At 70.2% G+C, this 18,332-nt stretch carries 16 protein-coding genes; 6 read left to right on the top strand and 10 right to left on the bottom strand.

Annotated elements, in window-relative coordinates:
• Nucleotides 1–23: 23 nt before the first annotated feature.
• The 3 genes from CFB82_RS26475 (at nucleotide 24) to CFB82_RS26465 (ending at nucleotide 3,663) form a co-directional block, all read left to right on the top strand.
• Nucleotides 24–1,262 (top strand): multidrug effflux MFS transporter, encoded by a 1,239-nt coding sequence (locus CFB82_RS26475; protein ID WP_089485924.1) that lies wholly within the window; start codon nucleotides 24–26, stop codon nucleotides 1,260–1,262.
• Nucleotides 1,263–1,385: 123 nt separating this feature from the next.
• Nucleotides 1,386–2,066 carry a response regulator gene (locus CFB82_RS26470; RefSeq protein WP_089485923.1) on the top strand — a complete coding sequence of 227 codons (681 nt, stop codon included), beginning with the start codon at nucleotides 1,386–1,388 and terminating at the stop codon, nucleotides 2,064–2,066.
• A gap of 178 nt (nucleotides 2,067–2,244) precedes the next feature.
• Nucleotides 2,245–3,663, top strand: coding sequence for a sensor histidine kinase (locus CFB82_RS26465; protein WP_089485965.1), 1,419 nt, complete (start codon nucleotides 2,245–2,247; stop codon nucleotides 3,661–3,663).
• An 84-nt stretch (nucleotides 3,664–3,747) separates the two neighbouring features.
• Here the strand turns inward: CFB82_RS26465 and CFB82_RS26460 are convergent, their stop codons facing one another.
• The 8 genes from CFB82_RS26460 to CFB82_RS26425 form a co-directional block, all read right to left on the bottom strand.
• A complete protein-coding gene (locus CFB82_RS26460) occupies nucleotides 3,748–4,614 on the bottom strand; it encodes an MOSC domain-containing protein (RefSeq protein WP_089485922.1) in 867 nt (288 codons plus the stop codon).
• An 88-nt stretch (nucleotides 4,615–4,702) separates the two neighbouring features.
• Complete coding sequence (locus tag CFB82_RS26455; RefSeq protein ID WP_089485921.1) at nucleotides 4,703–5,656, bottom strand: ABC transporter substrate-binding protein; 954 nt, start codon at nucleotides 5,654–5,656, stop codon at nucleotides 4,703–4,705.
• 36 nt (nucleotides 5,657–5,692) lie between these two features.
• Entirely contained in the window at nucleotides 5,693–6,877 is a 1,185-nt protein-coding gene (locus CFB82_RS26450; RefSeq protein WP_089485920.1) for a c-type cytochrome, read from the bottom strand.
• Nucleotides 6,878–6,927: 50 nt separating this feature from the next.
• Nucleotides 6,928–7,755, bottom strand: a complete 828-nt coding sequence (locus CFB82_RS26445) for an ABC transporter ATP-binding protein (protein WP_089485919.1) — start codon at nucleotides 7,753–7,755, stop codon at nucleotides 6,928–6,930.
• Complete coding sequence (locus CFB82_RS26440) at nucleotides 7,749–8,849, bottom strand: ABC transporter permease (protein ID WP_089485918.1); 1,101 nt, start codon at nucleotides 8,847–8,849, stop codon at nucleotides 7,749–7,751. Before CFB82_RS26440 ends, CFB82_RS26445 begins: the two co-directional genes overlap by 7 nt.
• A 4-nt stretch (nucleotides 8,850–8,853) precedes the next feature.
• The gene (locus tag CFB82_RS26435; protein ID WP_089447532.1) at nucleotides 8,854–9,894 is read right to left on the bottom strand and encodes an ABC transporter substrate-binding protein; all 1,041 of its coding nucleotides are present in this window, start codon (nucleotides 9,892–9,894) and stop codon (nucleotides 8,854–8,856) included.
• Between the two features lie 32 nt (nucleotides 9,895–9,926).
• Nucleotides 9,927–10,766, bottom strand: coding sequence for a class II aldolase/adducin family protein (locus CFB82_RS26430; RefSeq protein WP_069251444.1), 840 nt, complete (start codon nucleotides 10,764–10,766; stop codon nucleotides 9,927–9,929).
• A 33-nt stretch (nucleotides 10,767–10,799) separates the two neighbouring features.
• A complete protein-coding gene (locus CFB82_RS26425; RefSeq protein ID WP_089485917.1) occupies nucleotides 10,800–11,885 on the bottom strand; it encodes an LLM class flavin-dependent oxidoreductase in 1,086 nt (361 codons plus the stop codon).
• Nucleotides 11,886–12,179: 294 nt separating this feature from the next.
• Between CFB82_RS26425 and CFB82_RS26420 the strand changes: the two genes are divergently transcribed.
• On the top strand, nucleotides 12,180–13,535 hold the full coding sequence (locus CFB82_RS26420) for an acyl-CoA dehydrogenase family protein (RefSeq protein ID WP_089485916.1): 1,356 nt from the start codon (nucleotides 12,180–12,182) through the stop codon (nucleotides 13,533–13,535).
• Between the two features lie 61 nt (nucleotides 13,536–13,596).
• Here the strand turns inward: CFB82_RS26420 and CFB82_RS26415 are convergent, their stop codons facing one another.
• Entirely contained in the window at nucleotides 13,597–14,514 is a 918-nt protein-coding gene (locus tag CFB82_RS26415; RefSeq protein WP_089485915.1) for a LysR family transcriptional regulator, read from the bottom strand.
• 74 nt (nucleotides 14,515–14,588) lie between these two features.
• Between CFB82_RS26415 and CFB82_RS26410 the strand changes: the two genes are divergently transcribed.
• A complete protein-coding gene (locus CFB82_RS26410; RefSeq protein WP_089485914.1) occupies nucleotides 14,589–15,155 on the top strand; it encodes a cysteine dioxygenase in 567 nt (188 codons plus the stop codon).
• Nucleotides 15,156–15,281: 126 nt separating this feature from the next.
• A complete protein-coding gene (locus CFB82_RS26405) occupies nucleotides 15,282–16,910 on the top strand; it encodes a rhodanese-related sulfurtransferase (RefSeq protein WP_089485913.1) in 1,629 nt (542 codons plus the stop codon).
• A gap of 57 nt (nucleotides 16,911–16,967) precedes the next feature.
• Here CFB82_RS26405 and CFB82_RS26400 read toward each other — a convergent pair whose 3' ends face one another.
• Nucleotides 16,968–18,113 carry a glycerophosphodiester phosphodiesterase gene (locus tag CFB82_RS26400; protein WP_089485912.1) on the bottom strand — a complete coding sequence of 382 codons (1,146 nt, stop codon included), beginning with the start codon at nucleotides 18,111–18,113 and terminating at the stop codon, nucleotides 16,968–16,970.
• Nucleotides 18,114–18,332: the final 219 nt, after the last annotated feature.

The following is an 18,332-nucleotide window of genomic DNA, read 5'->3' as shown; positions in this document are numbered from 1 at the left end:
CCGACCGGAGACGGGCTCACCGCATGAAAACGCGTTCATTACCCCAGTGGGGCTGGCTGCTCCTGTTGATGCTCGTCGTGTGCCTGCCGCGGGTCACGATCGATGCCTACCTGCCGTCGCTGCCGGCGATGGCCGACGCGCTGCATGGCACCGACGCCCAGTTGCAGCTCACGCTGACCCTATACATGGTCGGCTATGCGCTGTCGATGCTGGTGTCGGGGCCGTTGTCCGACCGTTACGGCCGCCGTCCCGTCCTGCTCGGCGGCCTGTGTCTCTACGTGGTCGCGAGCGTCGCCTGCGCGTGGTCGGCCAGCATCACGGCGATCGTCGCCGCCCGCATCTTCCAGGCGTTGGGCGGCTGCAGCGGAACGGTGATCGGGCGGGTGATCGTGCGCGAGCGCTTCCCGACCGCGATGCAGGCCACGATGCTGGGCCGGATCTCGGCGGGCATGGCGCTGTCGCCGGTGATTGCACCGCTGGCCGGCAGCGCGGTGGCCGAATGGCTCGGCTGGCGCGGCGTGTTCGGACTGCTGGCCGCGGGCGGGCTGATCGCAACGGCGATGGTGCTGCGCTACCTGCCGGAGACGCGCGCACGCGACGCACGGCCAGCACCGGGCGCGGGGCTTCTGCGGACGTACGCGGGCCTGCTGCGCGAACGCAGTTTCCTGCGCTACTCGCTCGCCATCAGTTTCGCGTACTGCACGTACTACCCGTTCATCGCGGAATCGTCGACGCTGTTCCAGCGGCAACGCGGCGTATCCGGCCCGGTGTATGCGGCGATCTTCGGCCTGACCGTGCTCGGCTACCTGATCGGCTCGAACCTGTTCGCGCGGACCGGTACCCGCTGGAAGGCCGATTCGGTCATCGCGGCGGCGGCGGGCCTCAATCTGGCCAGCGCGGCCGGGTTGTGGATCGGCGGTGCGATCGCGCCGACGGCGGTCGCGGCGCTGGTCGTCCCGATGTTCTTCGTGATGGTCGCCGTCGGGATCGCGATCCCGGCCTGCCAGTTTGCGGTGATGCAGCCGTACACGACGATCGCCGGGACGGCGTCCGGGCTGTTCTTCTTTATCCAGATGGCGATCACGGCCGCGTGCGGCGGCGTGCTGGCGTGGCTGTCGGACGGCACCGCGCGCCCGATGATCGTCGTCACGGCCGGTGCGAGCGTCGCGTTCCTGGCGGTCGCGGTCGGCCTGCGCGAGCGACGCCGGGCAGACGACGATTCGAGCGTCGCGACGCGGATTCGTCCCGCCGCCGAGCGCTGAGCGACGGTCGGCGGGACGCCGACGTGCGCCCGCGCGGGCGGCGCAACCCGTGTTTCCGCGAGGCGTCGCCATGGAAAGGATCATGTAATGTAGCGGCCTGTCGCTGACCTTACCGGAATCCCCATGCGTGTGCTGCTCGTCGAAGACAATCCGAACCTCGCCCAGTCGCTGAACGACGCGCTGAGCGCGGCGCGCTTCGCGGTCGACCACATGGCGGACGGCGAGGCGGCCGACCACGTGCTGCGCACGCAGGATTACGCGCTGGTGATTCTCGATCTCGGGCTGCCGAAGCTCGACGGGCTGGAAGTGCTGCGGCGGCTGCGCGCGCGCCGCAATCCGGTGCCGGTGCTGATCCTGACCGCGCACGGATCGGTCGAGGATCGCGTGAGAGGGCTCGATCTCGGCGCCGACGACTATCTCGCGAAGCCGTTCGAACTGACCGAACTGGAGGCACGCGCCCGCGCGCTGATCCGCCGCAGCCTCGGCCACGAGCATTCGCGGGTCGAGTGCGGCCCGCTTTCGTACGACAGTATCGACCGCAGCTTCCATCTCGCGGGCGAGCCGCTGTCGCTCACGCCGCGCGAGCGCTCGGTGCTCGAGGTGCTGATCCTGCGCAACGGCCGCGCGATCAACAAGGAAACGCTGTCGGAGAAGATCTTCGGGCTCGACGAGTCGGTCAATGCCGATGCGATCGAGATCTACGTGTACCGGCTGCGCAAGAAGCTCGAGAGCACGGGCGTCGCGATCGTCACGCTGCGCGGGCTCGGTTATCTGCTGGAAGCGAAGGCGGAGACGGCTGAATGAACCACCGCGCTCACGATCCTTGCCCGGGACCGGTGGATGCGTTGACGTGCGACGCCGGATCGACACGTTCGCGGGCCGCCAACGACACGCATGCCATTCCCGGCCGACCGCGCGGGCGCGGAGAGGCGCGCCGTGCATGCGCCGTCATGCCTCATCGGGCGGCCTGCCGGGGGGGCGAGTGACCCGCCCGAACCTGCGCGCCCAGGTCGCGTTGTGGCTGCTGCTGCCGCTGCTGGGCCTGCTCGCGCTCGACTCGTGGCTGACGTATCAGCGCGCGATGAGCGCCGCGCACGTCGCGTTCGACCGCACGCTGTCGTCGTCGCTGAAGTCGATCCGCGAAGGCGTGCGGCTCAACGACGGCGAGATCGAGGTCGACCTGCCGTATCTCGCGCTCGAAATGCTCGAGTCGAGCGACGGCGGCAAGATCTACTACCTGATCCGCGAGGACAACGGCCACACGATCACCGGCTACCCGGACCTGCCGCTGCCGCAAGGGCGCGACGCCGGCGACGGCGCGCTGTTCGTCACGCGCTACTACGACGTCGTCTATCGCGGCGAGCAGTTGCGGATGGCCGCGCTGCGCATCCCGGTGCACGACGTGCCGACCGCGCAGTCGCGCATCGTGTGGGTGATGGTCGGCGAGACGATCGAGGCGCGCCAGGCGCTCGCGCGCGAGATCCTGGTGGGCTCGCTGCTGCAGGAAGGGTTGCTCGTCGTGCTCGCGCTCGGCATCGTGTGGCTCGGCGTCGGGCGCGGGCTGCGGCCGCTGAACCGGCTGTCGGCGACGGTCGCCGCGCGCAGCGAGGACGATACGACGCCGCTCGATACCGGCGCGGTGCCGAGCGAACTCGCGCCGCTCGTCGAGTCGATCAACCAGTACATCGGCCGCACGCAGCGGATGCAGGTCGCGCGGCGCCGCTTCTTCGCGGACGCGGCCCATCAGCTGAAGACGCCGCTCGCGGCCGTGCAGGCGGGCGTCGAGCTCGCGTTGCGGCCCGACGAGCAGCCGCGCGCGAACGGGCACTTGCGGCGTGCGAACGGCGCGGTGCGGCAGGCCGCGAAGATCGTGCAGCAACTGCTGTCGCTGTCGCGGCTCGATTCGGACAGCGGCCATACGGTCGCGCACAAGCCGGTCGCGCTGCACCGGCTCGCGCGCAGCGTGACGCTCGACTGGTCGCCGGTCGCCCGCGCGCGCGACATCGATCTCGGTTTCGAGCACGAGGCCGACCTCGACGTGCACGGGCAGTCCGACCTGCTCGGCGAGATGATCGGCAACCTGATCGACAACGCGATCCGTTATGCAGGCGATCGCGCGGTGATCACGGTGCGCGTGTCGCGCGACGGCGAGCACGCGCGGCTCGACGTCATCGACAACGGGCCCGGCATTCCGGCGGACGAGCGCGACGCGGTGTTCGAGCGCTTTCATCGCGGCAGCAAGACACAGACGGTCGAAGGGACGGGGCTCGGGCTGTCGATCGTGCGCGAGATCGCGCGCGTGCATCAGGGCAATGTGACGCTTGACGATGCGGCTGGTGGCGGGCTGGTCGTGACGATCTGGCTGCCGGCGGCGAACGACGCCGCGCCGCGCGCTGCGTGATGGCGATCAGCGAAGCGGGAAGCGGCTCGCCGTGAGTCGCGGCATCCCGGCAGTGAAGGGGGCGAGCGGTTCAGTGTGCCCGGCTTAATCGCCGAACCCGATTTCCGCTTCCAGCGACTGGCCGACTTCGAGCCACGTGCCCGCGCCTTCGACCACGATCGCATTGATGCCGAACGTCAGTTCACCGTTGAAATTCGGGTTCGCGCGATAGGTCTGCATCGTGTCGGTCGGCTCGTGCGGCCACGCCGGATCGGGTGCGCCGGTGACCTGGTCGATCGTCGGCATCGGGCAGCGTGTGCACGGCTTCACGAGGCGCAGCCGCACGGGCGTCGCGCCTTCGGTGTCGAGATGTTCGACAAAATCTTCTTCGTACGCATCGAGATCCGACACGACGATATTCGGGCGGAAGCGGTTCATCGGGATCGCCGGCGCACCTTTCGCGGCGAGCCGCGCGTTCAGGTCGTCGAGCGACGACTGGCCGATCACGAGCAGCGGATAACCGTCCGCGAACTGCGTGTGCGTATCGATCTCGCCGGTCCATTTGCGGTTGCAGCCGCGGCGCGCGTCGGGCCCGAAGCGCGCGAGCTTCGTGGGCGTGCCGAGGAATTCGGTGAGCCAGGCGGCCGTTTCGGCACCCGTGTCGATCGCGTCGACGGTATCGCGCCACACGGTCGCAGCCATTTTCGGCGTGGCGGGCGATACATCGCCGTCGAGCGGCGTGCGGATCTCGCGCATGCCCGGCGCGTTCAGCACGAGCGCATCGCTGTCGAGCGCGGTGCGGATCAGCGCGAGGCGCGGGTGCGTGCGCTGCGTGATCATCTGCCCGGCCGGGTCGGTGATCAGCCAGTGGCGGTCGTACGCCAGGCCCGTTTCGAGCAGTTGCGCGCGCGACAGCGCGATGCCGGCGCAGGATTTGATCGGGTAGACGAAGAGTTCGGCGATGGCTGGCATGACGCTGGCTGAAGGCGAATAATGAGACTGCGATTGTGCCAGATCGCGCCGCAGCCGTTTGGGCGGCTGCGCGCCGTCGCGCGACCGGTCATGCGAGCGGGAAGCCGGAGTCGAACGTCGTGCGCACGTCGAGCGGCTGGCGCAGCAGTCCGGCCTTCAGGTAGAAGTCGGCCGTGCGCTGTTGCTCCGCGATGAGCGTCGCGTCGATCGGCAGCCAGCGCGTGTTGCGGCGCTCGAACTGCAGCTTCGCGGCCGCCGGCGGAATACCGATGATGCGCGCGAGTGCCGCGGAATACGCATCGACATGGCGGTACGACCAGGCCTGCGCGCGGACGACGCGCCGCAGGAAATCGTGCAGCACGTCGCGCTTTGACGCGACCGCCGCGTCGGTCGCCGCGAGGTAGCTGAGGCCCGACCACAGCCCGCGGCCATTGACGAGCACGCGCGCGCGGCCGCTCGTTTCGGCGAGCGCGGTATAGGGTTCCCAGGTCGCCCACGCGTCGATCGAACCGGTTGCGAGCGCAAGCATCGTGTCGGCCGGCGGCAGGAAGCGGAACGACACGGCGTCGGGCGGCAGGCCGGCCGCATCGAGCGCTTTCAGCGTGACGAAATGGCCGATCGAGCCGCGCGTGGTGCCGATGCGCTTGCCCTTCAGGTCGGCCGCGCCTTTCAATGCCGCATCGGGCTGCACGAGCACGGCCGTGCCGTACGGGTCGGAGCGGTTCGCGCCGATCACCTTGATGCGTGCGCCCGATGCGAGCGCGAAGATCACCGGCGCGTCGCCGATCGGGCCGCAGTCGACGGCGGCCGCGTTCAGCGCTTCGGCGAGCGGTGCGGCGGCCGGGAACTCGGTCCACGCAATGTCGTACGCCAGGCCGTTCAGTTCACCGGCCGCTTCGAGCAGCGCGCGCAGCCCGCCTTTCTGGTCGCCGGCGCGCAGCAGCGGCCGCGTGCCCGATTGCGCGCGCAGGGCAGCCGGGGCCGCGGCGATCGTGGCGAGGGCGCTCGCCTGTGCGAGGAAATGGCGTCGGGTCGGATTCATCGGGAAACTCGGTCGGAAGAGAAGTTCAGGGATTCATCAATGCGGGAGCCCGGCCTGTACATCGCGCACGGGCTCCGTATCGACGCGCAGCAGCAGCGCAGTCAGCGGATCGCCGGTCGCTGCCGGTCCGGCCGGTCGTGCGGTGGCGTCCGAGCGGCACAGCAGGTCGGCATCCGACCAGCCGGTGCTGCCCGGCAACGCGCGTGCCCGCAGCCAGCCGCGGCGATCGGCGAGGAGCTGCGTGCCGCCGAGCGCGTCGGGCGGGATGCCGGCGATCGTCGCGAATGCGCGCCACGCATCGGGCGTGGATGCGACGCAATCGGCTCGCGCGGTGCCGGTTGCCTGCGCCACGGGCGCGCCGCTTGCCGTGACGAGCAAGGTTTGCCAGCGCGCGTCTTCCGGCGGCGGCGGCGCGCCCGGTGCGAGCGCGACGATGCGCACGCGCTGGCCTTCGCGCCAGCGCTCGAGCGGCTGGGGCGCGGCGGCGCCGCAGCGCACGTCGAGCGCCGGTAGCGGGACGGGCACGGGCCACGCGCCTTCCGCCTGCGCGCCGCTGCCCGCGGCGAGCGCTTTCAGGTAGTCGAGCACGGCCCAGGTGTCCTGGGGGCCGAGCGTCGCGGCGAAGCCGGGCATCGTCGACCCGCCTCGTTCGTCGCGCGTGCCGTGGCGTACGCGCCAGAACAGCTCGCCGTCGAGGCGACGGGCGAGCAGCGCGCCGGCGAAAGTCGGCGGCCAGTGCGGGAGCGTGGCCGCGAGCGGCCCTTCGCCGCGTCCGTCCGCGCCGTGGCACGCCGCGCAGTGCTGCGCATACAGGTGTGCGCCGCGCATCACGTTCGATACGGAAAACGGCGCGGGATCGCGCTGGAAACTCGTCGGTACGGCAGGCGAGAGCCACAGCGACGACGGCGGCCACGGCGCGAACCACGCAACCGCCAGTGCGGCGACTGCCGATACGAGACGCCACTTGCGCGAAGCGAGTGCGATGCCCGCGAGTACGACCGCGAGCGCCGTCGCCGCCACGGCGAACGCGAGCTGCCGCGTGAGTCCCGCGTCGATGCGCAGCGTTTCGAGCGCGATGCGATGGGCCCACGGCCACGCGGCTTGACCGTCGGCGTCGCCCGTCAGCCCGATCGCATGCAGCACGCGCGCCAGCGCGATTTGCGCGCGATACAGCCCTTGCAGAAACACGAGCGCCCAGTCGGCGAACGTCGGCGCGTTCATCGGCTATGTTCCGGCCGCCTGGCGGCCGTTCGTCGAACGGCACCGCGCATCTACCAGCTCGCATCGAGCCCGAGGTGCCGCAACGCGTCGTGACGCAGTTCGGCGAGGCGCGGGTCGCCGCGATGGCGCGGGTAGGGCAGGTCGACGTGCAATTCGGCGACGATCCGCGCGGGGCGCGGCCCGAACACGATCACGCGCTGCGCGAGGAACAGCGCTTCCTCGACATCGTGCGTGACGAGCAGCGCGGAGAAGCCGTCGCGTTGCCACAGCGCGGTGAGCTCGGCCTGCATCGTGAGCCGCGTCAGCGAATCGAGCTTGCCGAGCGGCTCGTCGAGAATCAGCAGGCGCGGATCGTTGACGAGCGCGCGGGCCAGCGCGACCCGCTGCGCCATCCCGCCGGATAGCTGATGCGGGAACACGTTCGAGAATTCCTGCAGCCCGACGCGCGCGAGCGCATCGTCGACGCGATGCTGCGCCGTGCGCGCCACGCCGCGCGCCTCGAGGCCGAGCGCGACGTTCGCGCGTACGCGCCGCCACGGATACAGCGTCGGATCCTGGAACACGACGATGCGCGACGGATCGGGTTGCTCGATCGGCACGCCGTCCTGCGCGATCGTGCCTTGCCGCGCGGCATCGAGGCCCGCGACGAGGCGCAGCAGCGTCGACTTCCCGCAGCCGCTCGGGCCGAGCAGCGCGACGAATTCGCCGGCCGCGACCGACAGCGTGACGTCGTCGAGCACCGGCAGCGCGCCGCCGGGGCCGTCGAACGCATGGCTCACGCGGCGGATGTCGATGCGCGCGCCGCGCGGCGCCGTGACGGCGGGCGCAGCGGCAACGGACGATGCAACGGACGATTCGAGACCGGCGGCGCTCACCATTTGACGGTTCCTTTCTGCCAGGCGAGCACGCGGTCGCGCACGGCGAACAGCAGCGCGATCAGCCCGGAAAACAGCAGCGCCATCACGATCAGCGCCGCATACATGTTCACGTACGATGCCCAGCCCTGCGCCCAGCTCAGGTACCAGCCGAGCCCCGACTTGACGCCCATCATCTCGGCGACGACCAGCACCGTGAACGATGCGCTCAGCCCCATGAAGATGCCGACGAACACGTGCGGCAGCGCGGCCGGAATCGCGACGCGCAGCACGAGGAAGCGCGCGTTCGCGCCGAGCGTGCGCGCGACGTCGTAATACTGCTTGTTGACGCTCGCGACGCCCGACCACGTGAGCACGGCGACCGGGAAGCCGGTTGCGAGCGCGATCAGGAACGCGGCCGCCGAATAGCTCGACGGGAAGAAGTAGAACGTGAGCGGCAGCAGCGCGGTGGCCGGCACGGGGCCGAGCACGCGCAGCACCGGATGCACCCAGTAGCCGATCCGGCGCGACCAGCCGATCGACACGCCGACCGCGAAACCGACCGCGACGCCGTACGCGAAGCCGAGCGCGAGCAGCTTCAGCGTGTTGCCGGCGCTGCCGAGCAGGCGCGGCCAGTCGTCGACGTAGACCTCGATCAGCGCCTGCGGCGGCGCGAAGAACGGGGTCGGCAGCCAGCCGGTTTTCGCGGTGACGATTTCCCACGCGGCGAGCACGAGCGGCAGCGCGACGAGCCACGGGCCGGCCGGGCGCACGCGCGCGAGCCGCGTACGCGTCGCGGGAACGAGATGGCCGAGTGTAGCGGCGACCAGCAGTAACGCGGCGACCGTCCACGCGCCGACGGCGAATTCGCCGGTGTACGCCCAGTCGCTGAAACCGACGACGCGGTTCGGCCACAGTTGCGTGAGGGCGCCGAGCACGCCCCATGCGAGCGCGGCGGCGATGCCGGTGGGCCAGGTGCGCGCGCGGCGGGCTTCGGCGGCCAGCGTGGCTTCGCAGGCGATGCACGCGACGCGCGACGCGGGCGCGGATGCGGCGGCACTGCCGCCGGAAGGGGCGGAGGCGGCGCGTGCGGCGGGAGCGTGTTCGATCGTCGACATCGCGTCACCCCAGCACGTTCGCATAGACCTGCTGCGCGAAGCGCTGCGGGTCGGTGCTCTTCTTCAGCACGCTGATGCGGCGGAAGTCGTCCGCGTAGAACGCGATTTCCTGCTGCAGGTCGACGTTGGTCGGGTGATGGTTGTAGGTGAGCGTCGCGTAGAGCTTGCGCAGGTCCTCGGGGCTGATCTTCGGCGAATACTTCGCGAACACCTTCGCGGCTTCGTTCGGGTTGTCGTGCGTGAATTCGGTGGCCTGCACGATCGAGCGCGCGAGTGCGGCGGCCGACGGCCGGTCGTTGCGCACGAGGTCGCCGCGCGCGCCGATCACGCAGCACACCTTGCGCGCGTACTCGCCGGACAGGTTCGTCGCCAGTTCGGTGTACGCACCATTGCTGCGCTTCTCGAGCAGATAGAGGTTCGGGTCGCCGTCGGCGATCGCGTGGATCTCGCCCTTGTCGACCGCGACGCCGAGCAGGTCGGCCGGATACTGCCGCCACGTGATGTCGCGCTCGGGATCGATCCCGTTCTTCGCGAGCAGGATCGAGAAGAAATGCTTGCCGGGCGCAGCCAGGTCGCTGACGCCGACCGTCTTGCCCTTCAGCGCCTGCAGCGTCGTCACGCCGGCCGCCTTCGCGCCGACGAGCCGCACGCAGCCGCCGTGCGAGCTGCCGATGATCTTCACGTCGAAACCGGCTTCGAGCGGCTTCAGCCAGCGGTGGATCATCCCGACCGCCGCATCGGCCTTGCCGGTCGCGATCGATTCGAGCAGCTGGTCGGTCGAGCCGCTGTAGTTGATCAAATCGACCTTCAGGCCGTTCTTCTCGAAGAAGCCGCGCTCCTGCGCGACGACGATCGGCGTCAGGCAGAACGCGTTCTGGTTCCACGCGAACGTGAGCTTCTTCAGCGGCGGCGCGGACCAGGCCTTGCGGCCCAGCGTGATCGCGGGTGCGGCGAGCGCGACGGCGCCGGCGGCGCGCAGCAGCTTGCGGCGCTTGTCGTCGTGCGCGTCGGCGGGCACGGGCGCGGGTGCGGTGGTTCGGGTCATGAGGTCTGGTCTCCGGTCGTGCGGAAAGGCGCTCAGTCGAGCAGGTCGGGTTCGTCGGCGACGACGCGCGCGAACAGGCTGTCGAATGCATGCAGCGCGCCCTCGGGGCCGCCGATCTGGCCGTGCGTGTGGCGCGCGGTGGCGTGATCGATCGGCTGCGGCGTGCCGGCCGCCTCGGCCAGCAACTGCGTGTGCGCGGCGTTGTCGAGCGCGATGTACCACCATGCGGCGGCTTCGACCGACGGGCCGGCGCTCAGGATGCCGTGGTTCTTCAGGATCACGCCCTTGTGCGTGGTGCCGTCCGGCTTCGCGAGCGCGTCCGCGATCCGCGCGCCTTCGCTCGTGTCGACGACCATCCCCGTGAAGTCGTCGAACAGCGCGTGGTCTTCGTAGAACACGCAGGCGTCCTGCGTGAGCGGATCGAGCGGGCGGCCGAGCGTCGACCACGCCTTGCCGTACGTCGAGTGCGTATGCGCGGCGGCGACGATGTGCGGATGCGCTTCATGGATCGCCGCATGGATCGCGAACGCGGCCTTGTTCAGCGGCCGCGTGCCGATCGCGGTTTCGCCGCGTGCGTTGACGAGCAGCAGGTCGGACACCTTGATCTGCGAGAAATGCACGCCGAGCGGGTTCACCCAGAAGTGGTCGGGCAGTTCGGGGTCGCGTGCGGTGATGTGGCCGGCGAGCCCCTGCGCGAAGCCGAAGCGTGCGAACAGGCGGAATGCGGCCGCGAGCCGTTCCTGACGGTGACGGCGCTCGGCGGCGACGTCGATGCGTGGTGCCGGCGGATCGAACCAGAAATGCTGGCGCGGCGCTTCGGCGAGTTCGAGACCCGATGCGGTGCGGACGGGTGAGGCAAGGACGGCGGACATGATGGCGGATGGCTCCAATAGGCTCCGTTGGGCTCAGGCCGCGCGGCGTGCCGCGTCGCGGGCGGCGACGGCGCTGCGCACGCGCGGAATCAGTTCGCGGCCGTAGTCGATCGCGTCTTCCAGCGGATCGAAGCCGCGGATCAGGAACGTCGTGACGCCGAGGTCGTAGTAGTCGAGCAGGGCGTCGGCGACCTGTTCGGGCGTGCCGACGAGCGCCGTCGAATTCGACCGTGCGCCGGTGAGCTTCGCGATCTCGGTCCACAGCCGCTTGTCGACGCGCGAGCCGCGTTCGGCCGCGGCGAGCAGGCGGCGCGCCCCTTCGCTCTGTTGCGGGCCGCCGGCGCCGAGGCCGGCCGCTTCGCGCAGCCGGCGCGTTTCGTCGAGGATGCGATGCGCGCGCGCCCACGCTTCGTCCTCGGTCGCGGCGAGGATCGGGCGGAACGACACGGAGAAGCGCACTTGCCGGCCGTGCTTCGCGGCTTCGGCGCGCACGCGCGTGGTCAGGTCGCGCACCTGGTCGAGCGATTCGCCCCACAGCGCGTAGACGTCCGCGTGCTTGCCGGCCACCGCGAGCGCGGCTTCCGACGCGCCGCCGAAATAGATCGGCACATGCGGCTGCTGGAGCGGCTTCACTTCCGAAAAACCCTGCTTGAACCGGTAGTGCGCGCCGTCGTGATCGAACGGCTGCGCGTCGGTCCAGATCCGGCGCAGGATGCCCAGGTATTCGTCGGTGCGCGCATAGCGCGCGTCGTGGTCGAGGAAGTCGCCGTCGCGCTGCTGTTCGCTGTCCGAGCCGCCGGAGATGAAGTGCACGGCGAGCCGGCCGCGGCTGAACTGGTCGAGCGTCGCGATCTGCCGCGCGGCGAGCGTCGGCGCGGTGAAGCCCGGGCGATGCGCGAGCATGAAGTGAATGCGCTCGGTCGCGGCCGCCGCGAACGCGATCGTCAGCGTCGCCGACGGGCCGGTCGAGTGGTGCGGCACGAGGATCCGGTCGAAGCCGGCCGTCTCGTGGGCGCGGGCAAAGTCGCGCACATAGTCGGGATCGACCACGGGGCCGGACGCCGGGTGGATTTCCGACTGTTTCTGGCTCTGGATCATGCCGATGAATTCGACGCTCATCTGGGTCTCCGGTGCAGGGACGGCCCGGCGCGTGGCCGGGCGGGAATGGAGCGCAGGTTAACGCCGAGATCATGCGAAACGGAAATAATCAATCCCGATTTGAATATCAGATTTGCATGGTTTGGGCGGCGGTGCGCTGCGCCTACGCTGTGGGCTCGTGAACGATCGGGCGCGCGGGCGCCGGCGAATCCGGCGCCGCGCGTTCCGGATCGCCGGCTTCATGCGAAACCGCGCCGCGTGGCGATCGATTGCCGCCATTGCCGCCTGTCCGTATTACCCAGGGAATCCGTCTCGATGTCCGCCAGCCTTGCTGCCTCCTCGCCGTCGCCGCAGCCGCGTTCGCTGCGCCTCTTGTCCACCGAAGATGCCGACGCCGCCGACGACGTCCGCGTCGCCGCGCTGCTCGACCGCCTCGCGCCGGAGCTGGCCGCCGACGCGGCCCGCAACGACGTCGACGGTCGCTTTCCGCACGAGAACTTCGCGCGGCTGCATCGCGCGGGGCTGATCGCCCAGGTCGTGCCGCGCGAGCATGGCGGCGCCGGTGCGACGCTCGCGCAGGCGAGCCGGATCGTGGCCGCCGTCGCGAGCGCCGACCCGGCGACCGCGCTGGTGCTGACGATGACGTACCTGCAGCATCGCGCGCTCGGCCGCGCCGACAACCGCTGGCCGGCGCAGGTGCGGCGGGCGGTGTTCGACAGCGCGGTCACACAAGGCGCGCTGATCAACGCGCTGCGCGTCGAGCCCGCGCTCGGTTCGCCGTCGCGCGGCGGCCTGCCGGAAACCACTGCGCGGCGTGACGGCGACGGCTGGCGATTGTCCGGCCACAAGCTGTACAGCACCGGGATTCCGGCGCTGCGCTGGCTGGCCGTGTGGGCGCGCACCGATGAGCCGGCGCCGCGGGTCGGCGTGTTTCTCGTGCCGCGCGACCGCGATGCGGACGGCGATCGCATCCGCGTGATCGAAAGCTGGAATCACCTCGGCCTGCGTGCGTCAGGCAGCCATGAGGTCGTGTTCGACGACGTGCGGCTGCCGGGCGATCACGCGGTCGACGTACGCGCACCGGACGCATGGGCCGTGTCGGCCGCGACCCATGCGGATGCCGACGCGCAGGCCGACCAGCAGGCGTGGATGGTCGCGCTGCTCGGCAGCCTGTACGACGCGGTGGCGCGTGCGTCGCGCGACTGGCTGGTCGAATTTGCAACGACGCGTGCGCCGAGCGGGCTGGGCGCGCCGCTTGCGACGCTGCCGCGCGTGCAGGAAGCGGTCGGCGAAATCGAGGGCTGGCTGCATGCGAACCGTGTGCTGCTCGACGATCACATCGCGCGCACCGACGCGGGCGATGCACCGTCGGTCACGACGAGCGGCCTCGTCAAGCGGGCCGTGACCGAGCACGCGATCCGCGTGGTCGAGCAGGCGTTGAAGCTGTCGGGCAATCACGGGCTGAGCCGCGCCAATCCGCTCGAACGTCACTATCGCGACGTGCTGTGCAGCCGCGTGCATACGCCGCAGGACGATGCGATCGCGGTGGCGGCGGGGCGTGCGGCGCTCGAAGCGGCGAGCCGGAGTGAGGGGAAGCGCGCAACGAAGGGCGAGACGGAGACGAGCGGGGCGTCGGTCAACGAGACCGAACGCGGCCGCGGCGATGCGTGACGGGAGCAGGGCTGGCGCGGGCGCCGATCGGGCGGCGCGACGCCTTCGCCGCCCGGTCCGGTCAGGCCGCCTTGCCGTGCGCCTGCTCGGGCAACGCGAACGCCGTGCGCGCATGGGCGGCAACGGCGGCGAGCGGCGCGTCGAAGCGGGCCGCATCGTGCCGGCGCAGCAGCCACAGATCGATCTGCGGCTTGAAATCGGTGAGCGGCACGATGTCGAGCGCATCGCGCAGCGGGCTGCCTTCGACGAGCGGCAGCGGCATCAGCCCGATGCCGAAGCCGTTCGCGACGCTCTGCAACTGCAGGTCGCGACCGTAGGTGTCGAGCGTGACCGGCATCGGCAGGCCCTGCGCGTCGAGCGCGCGCCGCAAGCCCGCGCGAAAACCGCAGCCGTCCGGATTGAGCACCCAGCCACGTGCGTGGCAATCGGCGAGCCGGTAGCTGCGGCGCGGCCAGTCACCCTTGCGGCCGACCGCGACGAGCCGCGTGGCCAGCAGCCGTTCGCCTTCGACCTGCGCCGGCAGCACCATTTCGCGTGCGAGGAACACGAGCGCTGCATCGAGGTCGCGCCGGGCGACGCGCTCGACGAGCATGCCGCCCCAGGCGGTCGTGACCTGTGTCGCGAGCGCGGGCCATTGCGCGGCGAGTTCGGCGATCAGCGCGGGCAGCATCAGCTCGCCGAGGCCCTGCGTGAGGCCGATCCGGAATTCGCCGGCAGGCGGCTGCTCGCCGGCCGTCAGCTCGCGCAGCGCATCGACTTCGCGCAGGATCGCGCGACACTGCTCGAACACCCGCCGGCCGATGTCGGTCGGGCGCGGCGGCTTCGTGTTGCGATCGAGCAGGATCACGCCGAGCGCTTCCTCGAGATTCTGGACGCGCCGCGTGATCGCGGGCTGCGTCATCCCGAGCTCGGCCGCGGCCTGGCTCAGGGTCTGGCAGCGGACGACCGCTGCAAAAGCGTCGATATCGCTAATTTTCATGTTTGTTCTGCATGGTCTTTCGGGTGCATCATGACAATCCATCATATTCGGCATCATATTCGAGGAGTCAGCCGATGAGTACGCTTTCGTTGCATCAGACGCCGCTGCGGCCGTTCGTCGATGGTCTGGGCGCGTTGCTCGCGTCCGGCGCGAACGAGGCGCGCATCCTCGACGAGGGCGGCGCGCTGCTCGCCGCGCTCGTCGAACACGACGACTGGTTGCCCGACGCATTCGCGCAGCCCGACCCCGCGCGCTATCGGCAGTACCTGCTGCATCTCGACCCGGACGAGCGGTTCTCGGTCGTCAGCTTCGTGTGGGGGCCCGGCCAGACGACGCCGATCCACAACCACACGGTGTGGGGGCTGATCGGGATGCTGCGCGGCGGCGAGTTCTCGCAGCCGTACCGGTTCGACGCAGCGGGCAGGCCCGAGCCGGCCGGCGACGCCGTGCGGCTGCAGCCGGGCGAAATCGAGGCCGTGTCGCCGCGCATCGGCGATGTCCATCGCGTGACCAACGCGTTCGACGATCAGGTATCGATCAGCATCCACGTGTACGGCGCGAACATCGGCAAGGTCGAGCGCGCGGTGTTCCTCGACGACGGCACCGTGAAGCCGTTCGTGTCGGGTTATTCGAATGCCTGATGCGTGATGCCTGATGCCTGACGCAACGCCCGCACGCGCGGCCGGTTGCCGGCACGCGCCGGCGGGCACAAGATTCATCCGTTCCGCTTTCTTCACTGACTTCAACGCATTCAAGACAGAGACACCGTGACGCAATCCGCTGACTCCACCTCCCGCTTTCCCGTTGCGTCGTACCAGGACGTGCGCGCCCGCCTGCTTGCCCGCGACGAGATCGCGCTGATCGACGTACGCGAGGAAGATCCGTACGCGCGGGGCCACCCGCTGTGGGCCGCCAACTTTCCGCTGTCGAAACTCGAACTCGACGCGTGGACGCGGATTCCGCGCCGCGACACGCCGATCGTCGTGTTCGGCGAAGCGGGCGGCGAGGATCTCGCGCCGCGTGCGGCCGCCAGGCTCGCGCAACTCGGCTACACGGACGTGCGGCTGCTCGACGGCGGCCTCGCGGGCTGGGTCGCCGCGGGCGGCGAACTCTTCATCGACGTGAACGTGCCGAGCAAGTCGTTCGGCGAATGGGTCGAGGCCGAGCGGCATACGCCGTCGCTGTCCGCGCAGGAGGTGCAGGCGCTGATCGATGCGAAGGCCGATGTCGTGATCGTCGACGCGCGCCGTTTCGACGAATACCAGACGATGAACATTCCGACCTCGACGAGCGTGCCGGGCGCGGAACTCGTGCTGCGCGTGCGCGCGCTCGCGCCGAACCCGGCGACGCAGGTGATCGTCAACTGCGCGGGCCGTACGCGCAGCATCATCGGCACGCAGTCGCTCGTCAACGCGGGGCTGCCGAATCCGGTCGCCGCGCTGCGCAACGGCACGATCGGCTGGACGCTCGCGGGCCAGACGCTCGAACGCGGCGCCGCGCGACGCTTTCCGGACGACATCGACGCAGCGCAGCGCGCCGACGCACGCCGGGCGGCGCGCGCGGTGGCCGAGCGCGCGGGCGTGCCGCGCATCGCGCTCGCGGACGTCGCGGCGCTCGACGCGCCGGGCCGCACGCTGTACCGCTTCGACGTGCGTACGCTGGAGGAATACGAAGCCGGCCACCTGCCGGGCTTTTTGAGCACGCCGGGCGGCCAGCTCGTGCAGGAGACCGACCATCACGCGGCCGTGCGCGGCGCGCGGATCGTGCTCGCCGACGACGACGGCGTGCGCGCTGACATGACCGCGTCGTGGCTCGCGCAGATGGGCTGGGACGTGCGGGTGGTCGAACCTGAGGATGGCACGGCGAGGTTCAGCGAGCGCGGCCAGCCGCCGCGCGACGTGCCGGCGACGCCGAGCGTGAAGGACATCTCGCCCGCGACGCTCGCGGGCTGGCTGAAGGAGGCCGCGCCGGGCGAATTGGCGATCGTCGACGTGACGGCCAGCGCGAACTACGTGAAGCGGCATATCCCGGGCGCGTGGTTCGCGGTGCGTGCGCAGTTGCGTGATGCGCTCGCGGCGATTCCGGCCGCGAAGCGCTATGTGTTCACGTGCGGATCGAGCCTGCTGGCGCGGTTCGCGGCGGACGACGCCCGCGCGCTGCTGCCGGCTTCGGCCGACATCTCGGTGCTCACCGGCGGCACGGCCGCATGGATCGACGCCGGGCTGCCGCTCGAAAGCGGCGAGACGCATCTGGCCTCACCGCGCGTCGACCGCTACCGGCGCCCGTACGAAGGCACCGACAACGCGGCGGCCGCGATGCAGGCGTATCTCGACTGGGAGTACGGACTGGTCGATCAGTTGAAGCGGGACGGCACGCATCACTTCAACGTGATCTGAGCGATGCGTTGCAACCGGGCGTGGCGCGTCGTGCGTCGCGCCCGGTCGGCGCGCAGGTCAGCGCTTGAACGTATCGACCGCCGTGCGGCCGACGGCCGGATCGTCGGTGAAGAAGCCGTCGATGCCCGCGCGCAGGTACGCCTGGATCTCGCGCACCGAGCCGGCCGTGTTGCGCGTGGCCGCCGTGCCGCCGTCCTTCAGCGACGCGGGCAGGAAGTTGTTTTCCGGGCGGAACGTGTACGGATGCACGACGAGGCCGGCCTCGTGCGCGTAGCGCACGTACGGCGTCGGCTGCTGCAGCGTGCCGTCCGCGGCGACCGCGATGATCGACGTCTTGTACGGGCCGACGCCGTTCGCATAGGTCGCGATCTCGCGCATGCCGTCGCGCGTCGACAGGTCGCCGTAGGTGCGCTTGTCGTTCGCCTTCACGAAGTCGTACGGGCGCTGGCCGGCTTCGTCCATCAGCTGCACGAGCTTCCAGTTCGGCTGGCTCGACTTGATCCGGTTGCGGATCGTCTTCAGGTTCGCGACCTCGAACGACTGGATGTAGACGGTCGCCGTGCGCGCCGTGTACACGTCCTTCAGCAGCGCATCGACGAGACGGTCCTCGAGCGGCAGGCCGATCGACTGGAAGTAGGTCGGATGCTTGGTTTCCGGATACAGGTGGATCGTGCGGCCGGTCTGCGCGGATATCTGCTTCGCGAGCGCGACGATCTCGTCGAACGTCGGGATCTCGAACTGGTCGTTGTACGCGGTGTTCGCGGGGCGCACCTGCGGAATGCGCTCGCGGGCGCGCAGCGTCTTCAGTTCGGCGAGCGTGAAATCCTCGGTGAACCAGCCCGTCAGCTCCGCGCCGTCGATCGTCTTGGTCGCCTTGCGGCTCGCGAACTGCGGCAGCGTCGACACGTTCGTCGTGCCCGAGATCTCGTTCTCGTGACGTGCGACGAGCACCCCGTCGCGGGTCGACACGAGGTCGGGCTCGATCACGTCCGCGCCGTCCTCGACCGCCTTGCGGTACGACGCGAGCGTGTGTTCGGGGCGCAGCGCGCTCGCGCCGCGATGGCCGACCACCTGGACCTTCGCGGAAATCGGCTGGGTGGGATCGGACGCGACGTCGTCGTCGCCGCCGCACGCGGCAAGCAGGAACGCGGCGGCACAGGCGAACGGGACGTAGCGCAAGGAGGTCGGGCGCTTGAAGAGCATGGCGATAAACCTTCGAAACGAGAGTCGGAAAGGGGCGATCGATCCGGCGGTGCGGCCGGCGCGGCGTGTCGCACGGAGTCGAATGGGACGCGATCGTCGCACCGAATAATTACATATGTATTACTTTCGCCTTTCCGTTCTCTGTTTTTAGGGTGCAATGCCTGCGGCAGGGCGGTTGACTGCGACCTGGCGTGACGCTCATTCCGGCCGTCTCGGGCA

Source organism: Burkholderia sp. HI2714, assembly GCF_002223085.1.
Taxonomy (GTDB): Bacteria; Pseudomonadota; Gammaproteobacteria; order Burkholderiales; family Burkholderiaceae; genus Burkholderia; species Burkholderia lata_D.
The sequence above is the reverse complement of the archived record's forward strand: the minus strand, read 5'-3'. Positions and strand labels throughout refer to the sequence as shown.